The 12,874-nt window shown below is 38.2% G+C and carries 11 protein-coding genes; 9 read left to right on the plus strand and 2 right to left on the minus strand.

Annotation, left to right across the window (positions count from 1 at the left end):
* The first annotated feature begins 23 nt into the window (after nucleotides 1–23).
* Genes atpE through A9G08_RS11090 form a run of 7 tightly spaced genes read left to right on the plus strand, consistent with a single transcriptional unit; the run spans nucleotide 24 to nucleotide 5,621 of the window.
* Nucleotides 24–260, plus strand: a complete 237-nt coding sequence (gene atpE / locus A9G08_RS11060) for a F0F1 ATP synthase subunit C (protein ID WP_065563772.1) — start codon at nucleotides 24–26, stop codon at nucleotides 258–260.
* Nucleotides 261–284: 24 nt separating this feature from the next.
* The gene (atpF, locus tag A9G08_RS11065) at nucleotides 285–755 is read left to right on the plus strand and encodes a F0F1 ATP synthase subunit B (protein WP_065563773.1); all 471 of its coding nucleotides are present in this window, start codon (nucleotides 285–287) and stop codon (nucleotides 753–755) included.
* Between the two features lie 13 nt (nucleotides 756–768).
* On the plus strand, nucleotides 769–1,302 hold the full coding sequence (atpH, locus tag A9G08_RS11070) for a F0F1 ATP synthase subunit delta (protein ID WP_065563774.1): 534 nt from the start codon (nucleotides 769–771) through the stop codon (nucleotides 1,300–1,302).
* Nucleotides 1,303–1,313: 11 nt separating this feature from the next.
* On the plus strand, nucleotides 1,314–2,855 hold the full coding sequence (gene atpA / locus A9G08_RS11075) for a F0F1 ATP synthase subunit alpha (RefSeq protein ID WP_065563775.1): 1,542 nt from the start codon (nucleotides 1,314–1,316) through the stop codon (nucleotides 2,853–2,855).
* Between the two features lie 14 nt (nucleotides 2,856–2,869).
* Nucleotides 2,870–3,739, plus strand: a complete 870-nt coding sequence (atpG, locus tag A9G08_RS11080) for a F0F1 ATP synthase subunit gamma (protein ID WP_065563776.1) — start codon at nucleotides 2,870–2,872, stop codon at nucleotides 3,737–3,739.
* Between the two features lie 47 nt (nucleotides 3,740–3,786).
* Nucleotides 3,787–5,169 carry a F0F1 ATP synthase subunit beta gene (gene atpD / locus A9G08_RS11085; RefSeq protein ID WP_025314341.1) on the plus strand — a complete coding sequence of 461 codons (1,383 nt, stop codon included), beginning with the start codon at nucleotides 3,787–3,789 and terminating at the stop codon, nucleotides 5,167–5,169.
* A 26-nt stretch (nucleotides 5,170–5,195) separates the two neighbouring features.
* The gene (locus A9G08_RS11090) at nucleotides 5,196–5,621 is read left to right on the plus strand and encodes a F0F1 ATP synthase subunit epsilon (RefSeq protein ID WP_065563777.1); all 426 of its coding nucleotides are present in this window, start codon (nucleotides 5,196–5,198) and stop codon (nucleotides 5,619–5,621) included.
* A 378-nt stretch (nucleotides 5,622–5,999) separates the two neighbouring features.
* Here the strand turns inward: A9G08_RS11090 and A9G08_RS11095 are convergent, their stop codons facing one another.
* A complete protein-coding gene (locus tag A9G08_RS11095; protein ID WP_065563778.1) occupies nucleotides 6,000–6,422 on the minus strand; it encodes a hypothetical protein in 423 nt (140 codons plus the stop codon).
* Nucleotides 6,423–6,614: 192 nt separating this feature from the next.
* Nucleotides 6,615–7,946, minus strand: coding sequence for a hypothetical protein (locus tag A9G08_RS11100; protein ID WP_141673978.1), 1,332 nt, complete (start codon nucleotides 7,944–7,946; stop codon nucleotides 6,615–6,617).
* Between the two features lie 949 nt (nucleotides 7,947–8,895).
* Here A9G08_RS11100 and recC point away from each other — a divergent pair.
* Both recC and A9G08_RS11110 read left to right on the plus strand, forming a co-directional pair.
* Nucleotides 8,896–12,057: an exodeoxyribonuclease V subunit gamma gene (gene recC / locus A9G08_RS11105; RefSeq protein WP_065563780.1), complete on the plus strand. Its 3,162-nt coding sequence runs from the start codon at nucleotides 8,896–8,898 to the stop codon at nucleotides 12,055–12,057.
* An 8-nt stretch (nucleotides 12,058–12,065) separates the two neighbouring features.
* Nucleotides 12,066–12,857, plus strand: a complete 792-nt coding sequence (locus A9G08_RS11110) for a TatD family hydrolase (protein WP_065563781.1) — start codon at nucleotides 12,066–12,068, stop codon at nucleotides 12,855–12,857.
* Nucleotides 12,858–12,874: the final 17 nt, after the last annotated feature.

The following is a 12,874-nucleotide window of genomic DNA, read 5'->3' on the forward strand; positions in this document are numbered from 1 at the left end:
TAGATAATAAACTGGAGTATATAATGGATAGTATGAGTATGTTATTTGTAGCCGCGGGCATAATGATGGGATTAGCTGCAATCGGTGGTGCAGTTGGTATCGGTCTATTAGGTGGTAAATTCTTAGAAGGAGCTGCTCGTCAACCAGAATTAATGCCTATGTTACGTACACAATTCTTTATCGTTATGGGCTTAGTTGATGCGATTCCTATGATTTGTGTGGGTATTGCGCTATATGTTATTTTTGCTGTTGCTGGTTAATAATAATTTAAGAGGAATTGTCTCATGAATATGAACGCAACTCTCCTCGGCCAAGCAATTACATTTGTATTGTTTGTTTGGTTCTGTATGAAGTTTGTTTGGCCTCCGGTTATCCGAGCGATTGAAAAACGCCAAAAAGAGATAGCGGAAGGATTAGCTTCAGCAGAAACAGCAAAAAAAGATTTGGAATTAGCCAAAGCAAATACATCTGACATAATGCAACAGGCTAAGGTTGAGGCTAATGCAATTATTGAGCAAGCGAATAAACGCAAAGCAGCCATTCTAGAAGAAGCTAAACAAGAAGCTACTCGTGAAAAAGAAAGGATTGTTGCTCAAGGACTTGCTGAAGTTGAGGCTGAGCGTAAACGCGCTCGTGAAGAGCTTAAACAACAAGTCGCTACACTCGCTATTGCCGGTGCAGAAAAAATTATTGAACGTTCTGTTAATGAAGCCGCTAACAGCGACATCATTGATAAACTCGTAGCTGAACTATAAGGAGAATAGAGCAATGGCTGACTTAATTACGATTGCTCGCCCTTATGCTAAAGCCGCTTTCGACTTTGCTGTTGAAAAAAATAGCATCGAATCATGGCACAAAATGTTAGTGTTAACTGCTGAAGTGAGCAAAGATGCTCAAATAAAAAGCATTTTAACATCTGACATGAAAACCGATTCAGTGGCTAACTTACTCATCAACATCTGTAAAGATGTGCTTGATGAGTTTAGCACTAATTTTATTAAAGTGATGGCTGAAAACAAACGCTTATCCCTTCTTCCTGAAGTGTTAACATTGTTTGAGCAATACTGTTTAGAGAGAGAAGCCCAAGCAGACGTTGATGTAATTTCTGCCAATGAGCTAACTAGCGAACAACTTGATAAAATTTCTGTCGCTGTCGAAAAACGTTTATCACGAAAAGTAAAACTAAAATGTCATATTGATAAATCGCTCATTTCTGGTTTTATTATTCGTACGGGCGATATGGTTATTGATAGTAGTATCAGAGGACGTCTAAATCGACTAAATGACGTTCTACAGTCTTAAGGGGACTGATAATGCAGCTAAATTCAACTGAAATAAGTGAACTAATTAAAGAGCGGATAGCTCAGTTCAATATTGTGAGTGATGCTCACAATGAAGGAACGATCATCTCAGTAAGTGATGGTATCCTTCGAATCCACGGATTAACTGATGTCATGCAAGGCGAAATGATTGCATTGCCAGGTAACCGATATGCAATGGCATTAAACCTTGAAAGAGATTCTGTTGGTGCGGTGGTCATGGGACCATACGAAGACTTATCTGAAGGGATGAAAGTACAATGTACTGGCCGTATTTTACAGGTACCAGTAGGTGATGGTTTATTAGGCCGTGTTATTAACACACTTGGTGAACCAATTGATGGTAAAGGTTCGATTCAACATGACGGCTTCTCACCTGTAGAAGTTGTTGCGCCAGGCGTTATCGATCGTCAATCTGTTGACCAAGCGTTACAAACTGGTTATAAAGCGGTTGACTCAATGATTCCAATTGGTCGTGGTCAACGTGAACTTATCATCGGTGACCGTCAAACCGGTAAAACCGCATTAGCCATCGACGCCATTATTAATCAACGTGATTCTGGTGTTAAATGTATTTACGTCGCAATCGGTCAAAAACAATCAACTATTGCTAACGTAGTGCGTAAACTTGAAGAGCACGGTGCACTTAAAAATACCATTGTGGTTGTTGCATCAGCATCTGAATCAGCAGCATTACAATACTTAGCACCTTACGCGGGTTGTGCTATGGGAGAATACTTCCGTGACCGCGGACAAGATGCACTAATTGTTTATGATGATTTATCTAAACAAGCCGTTGCTTATCGTCAAATTTCATTACTACTTCGTCGCCCACCTGGACGTGAAGCTTACCCTGGTGACGTGTTCTATCTTCACTCACGTTTACTTGAACGTGCAGCTCGTGTTAACGAAGCTTATGTTGAAGAGTTCACTAAAGGCGAAGTAAAAGGTAAAACCGGTTCATTAACTGCGTTACCAATTATCGAAACTCAAGCGGGTGACGTTTCTGCATTCGTACCAACTAACGTAATTTCGATTACAGATGGTCAGATCTTCCTTGAAACCAGCTTATTTAACTCGGGTATCCGTCCTGCGGTAAACCCAGGTATCTCGGTTTCTCGTGTGGGTGGTGCTGCTCAAACTAAGATAATGAAAAAATTATCAGGCGGTATTCGTACAGCACTTGCACAATATCGTGAATTAGCCGCTTTCTCACAATTTGCATCTGACTTAGACGAAGCAACAAGAAACCAATTAAGCCACGGTGAAAAAGTAACTGAATTACTCAAACAAAAGCAATATTCACCAATGACTGTTGCAGAGCAATCAATTGTACTTTATGCCGCTGAGCGTGGTTATCTAGAAGATGTTGAACTTGCTAAAGTATTATCATTTGAAACAGCACTTCTATCTTATGCCCATAGTCAATATGCCGATTTTGTAAAACAGATCGACGAGACAGGCAATTACAACGATGAGATTGAAAGTAAGTTAAAAGCATTGCTTGAAAGCTTTAAATCAACTCAAACTTGGTAAGGGTGAGGTAACAAATGGCTAATGCAAAAGAGATTAGAACGAAAATTGCCAGTATCCAAAGTACGCAAAAGATCACCAAAGCGATGGAAATGGTAGCCAACTCTAAAATGCGTAAAACGCAGGACAGAATGGCTGCTAGTCGTCCATATGCTGAAATGATTCGTGAAGTAATTGGACATTTAGCGTTAGCTCAAATAGGCGCCAAACATCCCTATTTAGAAGAAAGAGATGTAAAGCGAGTTGGCTATCTTATCATATCAACCGATCGTGGTTTATGTGGTGGATTAAATATCAATCTTTTCAAAACTGTTATCGCTGATATGTCAGCATGGCAAGAGAAAGGTGTTGAAGCAGATGTGGCTTTAATTGGTTCACGTGGGGTATCGTTTTTCTCTTCAGTAAAAACGAATATTTTAACCCAAGTAACTAATTTAGGTGACGAACCCACTTTATCTGATTTAATTGGTCCGGTAAAAACAATGCTTGAGGCATATGACAACGGTAAAATTGATAAATTATATATAGTAACTAATAAATTTATTAATACCATGTCCCAAAAGCCGACAATACAGCAATTATTACCATTACCCCATTCAGAAGATAAAGAGCTAAAAGCTTCATCATGGGATTATATTTATGAGCCAGATGCAAAATCATTATTAGATGTGATTTTACGTCGTTATATTGAATCACAAGTCTATCAAGCGGTGGTTGACAATTTAGCGAGTGAACAAGCAGCAAGAATGGTGGCCATGAAAGCAGCAACCGATAACGGTGCAAATTTAATTAATGAATTACAAATTGTGTATAACAAAGCACGTCAAGGTGCGATTACCAACGAATTAATTGATATTGTATCGGGTGCAGCTGCTGTTTCAGGTTAGTGCTAAATATTGGCTTATAGTTAAGAAAAAGACGTAGAGGAATAAAAATGGCTACTGGAAAGATTGTCCAGATCATCGGTGCGGTGGTTGATGTCGAATTCCCAGAAGATGCAGTACCAAAGGTATATGATGCATTAGAAGTGGAAACTGGCACTGAAAAATTAGTTCTGGAAGTTCAGCAACAATTAGGTGGTGGCGTTGTATGTTGTATTGCAATGGGCTCATCTGATGGTTTAAGACGTGGACTTAAAGTAGTAAATACAGGTCACGGCATAGAAGTTCCTGTAGGAACAAAAACACTTGGCCGAATTATGAACGTACTTGGTGATCCTGTTGATAAAGCAGGTCCGATTGGTGAAGAAGAGCGTTGGGCAATTCACCGTGCAGCACCAACATACGAAGAGTTGGCTAACTCAACAGAATTACTTGAAACCGGTATCAAAGTTATCGACTTAATTTGTCCATTTGCAAAAGGTGGTAAAGTTGGTCTATTTGGTGGTGCGGGTGTGGGTAAAACCGTTAACATGATGGAATTAATTCGTAACATCGCGATCGAGCACTCAGGTTACTCAGTATTTACTGGTGTGGGTGAACGTACTCGTGAGGGTAACGACTTCTATCATGAAATGAAAGAATCAAACGTACTTGATAAAGTATCGTTAGTTTATGGTCAGATGAATGAGCCACCAGGGAACCGTTTACGCGTAGCGTTAACTGGCTTAACCATGGCGGAAAAATTCCGTGACGAAGGTAAAGACGTGCTATTATTTATCGATAATATTTACCGTTATACCTTAGCCGGTACTGAAGTATCTGCACTATTAGGTCGTATGCCATCTGCGGTAGGTTACCAACCGACATTAGCAGAAGAGATGGGGTTATTACAAGAACGTATCACCTCAACTAAAACCGGCTCAATTACCTCAATCCAAGCAGTATACGTACCAGCCGATGACTTAACTGACCCATCACCGGCAACAACCTTTGCTCACTTGGATGCAACAATCGTATTAAGTCGTCAAATCGCATCATTAGGTATTTACCCAGCGGTTGACCCACTTGACTCAACAAGTCGTCAATTAGATCCACTTGTTGTTGGTCAAGAACATTACGATTGTGCTCGTGGCGTACAGTCAATTCTTCAACGTTATCAAGAATTAAAAGATATCATTGCAATTCTTGGTATGGATGAATTATCGGAAGATGATAAATTAACTGTTGCTCGTGCACGTAAGATTCAACGTTTCTTATCTCAACCATTCTTCGTTGCGGAAGTGTTCACTGGTTCACCAGGTAAATACGTACCATTAAAAGACACCATCAGTGCATTTAAAGGTATTATGAACGGTGATTATGACCATATTCCTGAACAGGCATTTTATATGGTTGGTTCAATCGACGAAGCGATTGAGAAAGCAAAATCTCTCTAAGAGATTTATAGAACGGAGAGAGCATTATGGCACTAACTTCCTATCAATTAGAAGTTGTTAGTGCTGAATCTCACCTTTTTTCAGGTGATGTTCAGCGAATCAGAGTCACAGGGCGAGAAGGTGAACTCGGAATTTATCCCGGTCACACTCCGTTACTGACCACCATAAAGCCGGGAATGGTCGGGATTGTCAAAGCCAATGGTGAAGAAGAGTTTATCTATCTATCAGGTGGTATTTTAGAAGTACAACCAACTATGGTCACAATCTTAGCTGATACCGCTATTCGTGGTGAAGACTTAGATGAAGCAAGGGCGCAAGAAGCAGTAAGACAAGCACAAGAACACATTAATCACCCAAGCGATGATATGTCTTTTGCTCAAGCATCTGCTGAACTGTCAAAAGCCTTAGCAAAAATACGTGTTATCGAGTTAACGCGTCGTATGGGTCAATAAAATATACGTTGATCAATCAACAAAGCAATAAAGGTTACAAATTAATAAATTGTAGCCTTTTTTATTAGCGACTTAATCACATCATTTGATAACTAAAAACACAACTTTCCCTTCAAAAACCCCACTCCTCAACTTTTTTTTAGATAAAAAACATAAAAAAACACCCTAGTTGAGGTGGATGATTTATCTTCGACATCAAGCTCTGCGTAAAAAATACAGACCTTATTTATAGCCTTTTTTCTATCAGCGGATTTGATAAATTCTATCCGATAGCGCCATCAGGCACAGTGTGCTCTGCTATTAATGCAGTTCACTAAAATAATTCTTCAACTCCTGTATAAACGCACTATCTACCATAGCAGGATATTTATTTGCCTGTCATGATTGTAAAAATAATAGATGCTGAACCGTTAAGGGTTTATTCATATCGTGGAATTCGTTTAACTGTTCGTTTACCTCTTGAGATGTTGTGAGAAGGGATTGTGGTGTTTTCTGCTTCGGTATTTGGCAATGCTTTTGGTACCATAGCTCATAGCCACTTAAATCATAATCACCCAATAACTCATAACCCGTTAAATTAGGGTTGGCATTAGGATAGCGTTTAGTAATAGAACGGGTAGGAAATCCACCGCAAACGATAATTTGGTCTATTTTTTTTATATACTTTGCCGTTACCTTTAAGTTAAAACCCAATAATTGCTCAACCACATATAATGATTGATTATAAAGCTTTAAAAAATTACCTTCGGCAATAAACTGAACAGGCCTTTTACTTAACGCTATTTTTTCTTCAATATTCATTTTATATTACTCCTTTAATATCAATATTTTTAACCACCACCTCGGTGCCCAGCATTTTTGCCGTTTAGCCGCAAAATCGCTTTTTATGGCTAAACGACGTTGACTCGTTGAGTCAGCTTACTTTTAATGACTCAACACTATTTTTTATCACTCCCACCCCCGCCCTAAGGATTAAGGACGAAGGAATAAGAACTAAGGATAGGCACAAAGCCCGTAGTCGTAGCCGCTGTAGAAGTGGTCACCAAACACGCGACCGTTGTTCGTGCTCACGACAAACTGGAAAATACCAATCGGGTCACTAGTCCAGTACCAATTGTTGACGAAGCCAACGCTAGAGTAATCACCCATACGACCCCACTCCGTGAAAAAACCTGCATCTATATGACGCATTATATGATTACCCGGCGAGGAAGGGGTGGCGCCGACTGAACCGTAACAGTCAGAATCGTTGTTAGGACAAAATACGTTGGTTAAATCCTTTACCTTAACAAGACGATAACCAAGACTATTACACCAAGATAATGTACTAGAATAATAGTCCCGCTTAGAACCACGGTTCACGAACCACTGCTTCAAAGTAAAACCATATTTGACGACTGGAGTACCATTACTATCACGACCGACCAACTCGAAAGTCTGAGGCAAAGTAGGTTTAGAAATAGGAACAGGATTTCTAGAATTATGCTGGGATTCGGTAGCGTAAGGACCAGTTAAAGTAACACGAACGCTTGTAGCAGTAGAATTAGACATTGTGACTGTGATACCACCCTGAGAAACAGGAAACCAAGACAATGGCTGACTACTACCACTAATGAGTAAATCAAAGTACAATCCATTAGCACCAGTTGTAGGAAAGTTTTGACCGTAATAGCGAGGATCTGTTTTTTGTGTGAGAAAACCCTTAGCTGGGTCCCACATTGAAGCAGGGCCAGCATATTGACCTGTACTATAGTACATATCCGGTCTGGCAAAACAAACCACTGGCGAAGCCTTAGGATTGACGTAATAAGTCACATTACTTGCACTGAAAGTACTACGATTAGGAAATCCGTAACGAGTAGATAATGTACCATCAGTACTGGATAACTTAACCTTATAAGGTGCCTTACAAATTGTTGGAACGGTACTACGTGATACCGATTCATTGTTTTTATCGACGATAGATAAACTTAAACGACCAGTAGCACTAACGCCAGAATCTCCATCATCATCCCCCCAATAATTATTAGGTGGACCGATAAGAGAACTCAAAGCGACTGAATTAGTATCAGTAGGAACGAACATACGAATATCAGCAAAACTCTGACCCTCAACGGGCAAGGAGATTGGTGCTGAAGAAGATGAAGTATTGGTTGAAGGTGTATATTTAGTTCCGTTAGATAGCGTAATCCCAAGCAGACCGTTAGCATCAACTGCACGAGTACGACCACCGTCGAAAGTCAGATAAGGTACACTACCCTGTATCGCATTTCTAGTTGTCTGTGATGTCAATGCATGACTGGAAAAAGGAAGGAAAAGAACCACGAAAAAAACAATCTGCCGGGATAATTGGGAAAAGGATCGAAAACAGGATCTGAAAGAGGATCCGAAAAACGACCGGAAAAAAGATCGAGAAGAGGATCGCGCGAAAATTCGCAGAATTTCACTTGATTGCGTGGAAAAATAAGTTTCAGTGAAAAATTTAAACTGGGTGCTGGACTTAGACGAATTTAAAAGATAGGTTTGGCAGGTTGGCTGTTGGCTGTTGGCTGTTGAAAATTATATTGCATTTTAGACTACCCTGTCAAGTAATTTTTTGATTAATTTACAATTTTATACTTTTCTGTCAAATTTTAGCCTAGTAGCTAAAACCGTGTAAAAAGTATAGTGATTGGAAAAACACGATGCAACACTTTTTTTCGCTCAATTGGGTTAACTTTTGTAAATAGGATCTAAAAAGGATCTAACCGATATTTGATTAACTTATGTTTTAATTAAAGATATTACAATTACAAATCTTTAAAATTAGAGCGATTGATCCTTAAAAATTTTATTTTGAGGTTTTGGATTAGAAATTTAGTGATTTTGATCATTTAAAAGTTTTTAAGTGAAATTTAAAACTTCAAAAACCCCGCTCCTCAACTTTTTTGATGGAAAAATAGAACTACTAAAAAGCGCCACAGTTTAAAGCGGAATTACTTATTTGAGGCAACATTGCAAAGCAGAATTTTAAACCCCAAAAACCCCGTTCCTCAACTTTTTTGATGGAAAAATAGAACTACTAAAAAGCGCCATAGTTTAAAGCGGAATTATTTACTTGAGGCAACATTGCAGAATTTAGAACCCCAAAAACCCCACTCCTCAACTTTTTTACAAAAGCGAGTTGGATGTTATAAGAATTATTACAATATAAAAAAACACCACCTATACGTAACTGGATTTATTAATAACAATCGGCGATAATCAATTTAATTATATTAAAACTAATGTAACCATGTTTACTATTTATCATTCTAATCAAGTCGATTTACTCAAATCATTAGTCAGTGAATTAATGCGCAGAGACCCTCTAGAACAGGTGTTTACACCTGATATGGTCATTGTGCAAAGCCAAGGGATGGCGCAGTGGTTACAAATTGAATTGGCTAACGATCTTGGTATTGTGGCTAATGTTGATTTTCCCTTTCCGAGTCAATTTATTTGGCAGTTATACCAAGCCCTTCTGCCTGAGGCACCAATTGAAAATAGTTATAATGTCGAATCAATGACTTGGCGTTTATATTATCTATTACCAAAAATTATTGAGCGGCCAGAATTTGAAACAATCAAATATTATCTTGATATTGATAAAGAAGAACGAAAACAGTACCAATTAGCAACTCGCATAGCAAAATTATTTGACCAGTATTTAGTTTATCGCCCAGACTGGCTAGCCAAATGGGAAGCCAATCAAACAGTCACTGAATTAAACAACCATCCGGATGAGAAATGGCAAGCGGAATTATGGCGTCAACTCATCTCGATTAGCCAACCCTATCATCGTGCCAACATTTATCAACAAATGTTAGAGATTATGTTAGATAGTGACTTTGATCGCTCCAGATTAAACAATTTACCTAAGCGGATTTATATTTTTGGCATCACCTCTTTGCCCCCAATTTATCTATCACTATTATCCGCACTTGGACAACATATAGATGTTCACCTCATGTTTAACAACCCTTGTAAATGGTATTGGGGAGATATTGTTGAAATATCGGATACACAAAACCCACTACTGACATCGTGGGGAAAATTGGGACGCGATAACCTATTTTTATTGCAAGAGTTTCAAAATAAGCAGGATATTGATCTCTTTGTCGACAATGAACGTAATTGTCTATTACATGCTATTCAGCAAGATATTTTAGAGCTCTACCGTGAAGCACCAGTAGATGAAATCGATAACCAAGATAGATCAATAACATTTCATGCTTGTCATAGCGAACAGCGGGAAGTCGAAGTACTTTATGATTATCTATTATCGGCATTTGATGCTGATCCTACACTGGAATTACGTGATTGTATTGTCATGGTTTCAGATATTGATAAGTATGTACCTTATATTCGATCCGTATTTGGTAATGCTGAAGGACAACGTCATTTACCATTCACTATTTCCGATCAAAAAGCGCGTAACATCGATCCAATTGTGCAAGGATTTTTTGCTATTTTAAACTTTACTGAAAGTCGCTTTACTGCCGAAGAGTTATTTAACCTGCTAGAAATCCCAGCAATTGCTGAAAAATTTGCCATAAGTGAGCCACAACTAACTTTATTACATACCTGGATTATTGAGTCTGGCATTCGTTTTGGTCTCGAAAATGCTCACAGTTGGCTATTTGGTATTGAGCGCTTACTACTTGGTTATACCATGAATAGTGAACAAGGTGGCTGGCAACAGATATTACCTTATGATGGGGCTACAGGATTAGATGCCGAATTAATTGGCCAATTAGCAGAATTTATAAAATCTGTACGTAAATGGCTAAATATTTTAAGTGAAAACAAACCATTATCTGAATGGCAAAGTTGCTGTATTGAGCTTATCAATGACTTCTTTGTTAGCAATACATCGCGTGAATCAATTTTACTCATGATCCAAGAAGAGTGGGAAAAACTCATCAGCAGTGGTTTAAATGCCAATTTTACCGACAATATTTCGATAACCGTCTTACATGATGCCATGCAAACCCGATTGGAACAAAACCACTTAGCGCATCGATTCTTAGTTGGTAAAATAAACTTTTGTACCATGATGCCAATGCGTTCTATTCCGTTTAAATTGGTTTGCTTATTAGGTATGAACGATGGTGACTATCCAAGAACATCATTACCTTTAGATTTTGATTTAATTGCACAAAATCCAAGACGCGGCGATCGTAGTCGACGCATTGATGATCGTTATCTATTTTTAGAAGCGATTTTATCGGCACAAAATCAACTCTATATCAGTTATATTGGCCGTGATATGAAAGATGATAGCGAACGTTATCCATCGGTATTGGTTGATGAACTTTGGGATTATATTGTGCAGTATTATGCAACGGATGAAAATTCCACTAAAAAAAATCATCTAATAGATAAATTAAAAACATTGCATACCCGCACCCCATTTAATCCGCTAAATTTCTTAAATGAGCCAAGAAGTTATGCCGATGAGTGGTTACCAGCAGCTTTAAAAGCAGGGGAAAGCCAATCATTTATCAGTGATATCACCAATATGGTTGTTGATAACATCAATTTGGATGAACTAAAGCGATTTTATCAACACTCTATTCGATTCTTTTTACAAAAACGCTTTAATTTTTATATCAATTATTTAGATGATACATTACCCGATGCCGAAAACTTTAGCCTAGATAGCTTGAAACGCTATCAACTCAATTTACAGATTCTAAATGAGATGATCACTAAGGACTCAACTGATAATTTGTATCAACGCCTGACATTGACGGGTGAATTACCAGATGGGGCTTTTGGTGAGATTATTTATGATGAACAATGTGAATTATTACAGCCATTAGCCAACAAAATCATTAAAGAGCGAACCGATCTTTCAACGTCAGAGGTGAATTTAACCATTTCGATAGATAAACAACATTATCAATTACAAGGATGGTTAACTCATATTCAACAAGATGGCATTTTAACTTGGCGACCGACTAATCTCTCTATCCGTGATGGTATATCATTATGGATTGACCATTTAATTTATTGTATTTTAAATACAGATAAAAGCCAAAGTCGATTATATGGGCGAGAAGACAACCAATGGCGTTTTTCACACATTGACGCTAACCAAGCATTAACAATACTAACTGATTTAGTTGACGGTTATATACAAGGTATTAATCAACCGATGTTGTTACCATTACAAAGTGCATGGAGTTGGTTAATTACCGCATATAATCCAAAAACAACAGAAATTGAGCCGAGTGAAAAAGCTATCAGTAAATTATTAAATGCATGGCAAGGTGGACAATTTCACTCCGCTGAATGTGATAGTTATTACGCAAGATTATACCCTGAGTTGAACAATGAATTAATTGAGCAAATAACCCATCTTGCTCAGCGATTTTTATTACCGGTATTATTACATCAAGTCGAAGAATAGGAGGCATTATGTTTATTGATACACATTGCCATTTCAATTTTCCTGCTTTTGTTACCGATTTAGATAATTCAATCAACCACATTCGCCAAGCTCAGATTACTGGTTTAATTATTCCGGCCGTATGTGCCGATCATTTTAGCCAAATTTTGCAACTCAGCGGACAGTATCATGAACTTTATGCTGCACTTGGCCTACATCCTATATATCAACACTCCCCTACTGACCTAGAAATATTAGTAGATAAAGTTAGTACTCACTCAAAAAAAATAGTCGCTATTGGCGAAATCGGTTTGGATCGTTATGACAACTCGATTGCGTGGCAAAAGCAACTTGATTTTTTCCGAGCGCAATTGAGTATAGCCAAGCGGTTTGATTTACCGATTTTAGTCCATTCCCGCAAAACACACGATGTTATCTATCATGAATTACATCAAGCCAATTTACCCTGTCGTGGCGTGATCCACGGTTTTTCTGGAAGTTATCAACAAGCCATGCAATTTGTTAAATTAGGCTATTACATTGGTGTGGGTGGCGTAATAAGCTATGCGCGAGCCAATAAAACTCGTCAAACCATCGCCAAATTACCGCTCGAAAGTTTAGTGTTAGAAACCGATGCACCTGACATGCCGTTAAGTGGCCGGCAAGGACAAATCAATCGACCAGAAAATATTGTCGATATTTTTAAGATTCTTTGTCAATTACGTCCTGAAAATCCGATAGAAATACGCGACACAATTCTAACAAATACCTTGACGCTATTTAATAGAATCAATAAAATGGAAATACTAAATCAAACTTAACCATATAATTATTAAAA

Origin of the sequence: Gilliamella sp. wkB195, assembly GCF_001690445.1 — a bacterium.
Lineage (GTDB): Bacteria > Pseudomonadota > Gammaproteobacteria > Enterobacterales > Orbaceae > Gilliamella > Gilliamella apicola_E.

Coding starts and splice junctions, on each gene's coding strand:
- A9G08_RS11090 (WP_065563777.1), top strand. CDS start 5,196: ATGGCACTAACTTCCTATCAATTAGAAGTTGTTAGTGCTGAATCTCAC.
- atpD (WP_025314341.1), top strand. CDS start 3,787: ATGGCTACTGGAAAGATTGTCCAGATCATCGGTGCGGTGGTTGATGTC.
- atpH (WP_065563774.1), top strand. CDS start 769: ATGGCTGACTTAATTACGATTGCTCGCCCTTATGCTAAAGCCGCTTTC.
- atpF (WP_065563773.1), top strand. CDS start 285: ATGAATATGAACGCAACTCTCCTCGGCCAAGCAATTACATTTGTATTG.
- atpE (WP_065563772.1), top strand. CDS start 24: ATGGATAGTATGAGTATGTTATTTGTAGCCGCGGGCATAATGATGGGA.
- atpA (WP_065563775.1), top strand. CDS start 1,314: ATGCAGCTAAATTCAACTGAAATAAGTGAACTAATTAAAGAGCGGATA.
- recC (WP_065563780.1), top strand. CDS start 8,896: ATGTTTACTATTTATCATTCTAATCAAGTCGATTTACTCAAATCATTA.
- A9G08_RS11095 (WP_065563778.1), bottom strand. CDS start 6,422: ATGAATATTGAAGAAAAAATAGCGTTAAGTAAAAGGCCTGTTCAGTTT.
- A9G08_RS11110 (WP_065563781.1), top strand. CDS start 12,066: ATGTTTATTGATACACATTGCCATTTCAATTTTCCTGCTTTTGTTACC.
- atpG (WP_065563776.1), top strand. CDS start 2,870: ATGGCTAATGCAAAAGAGATTAGAACGAAAATTGCCAGTATCCAAAGT.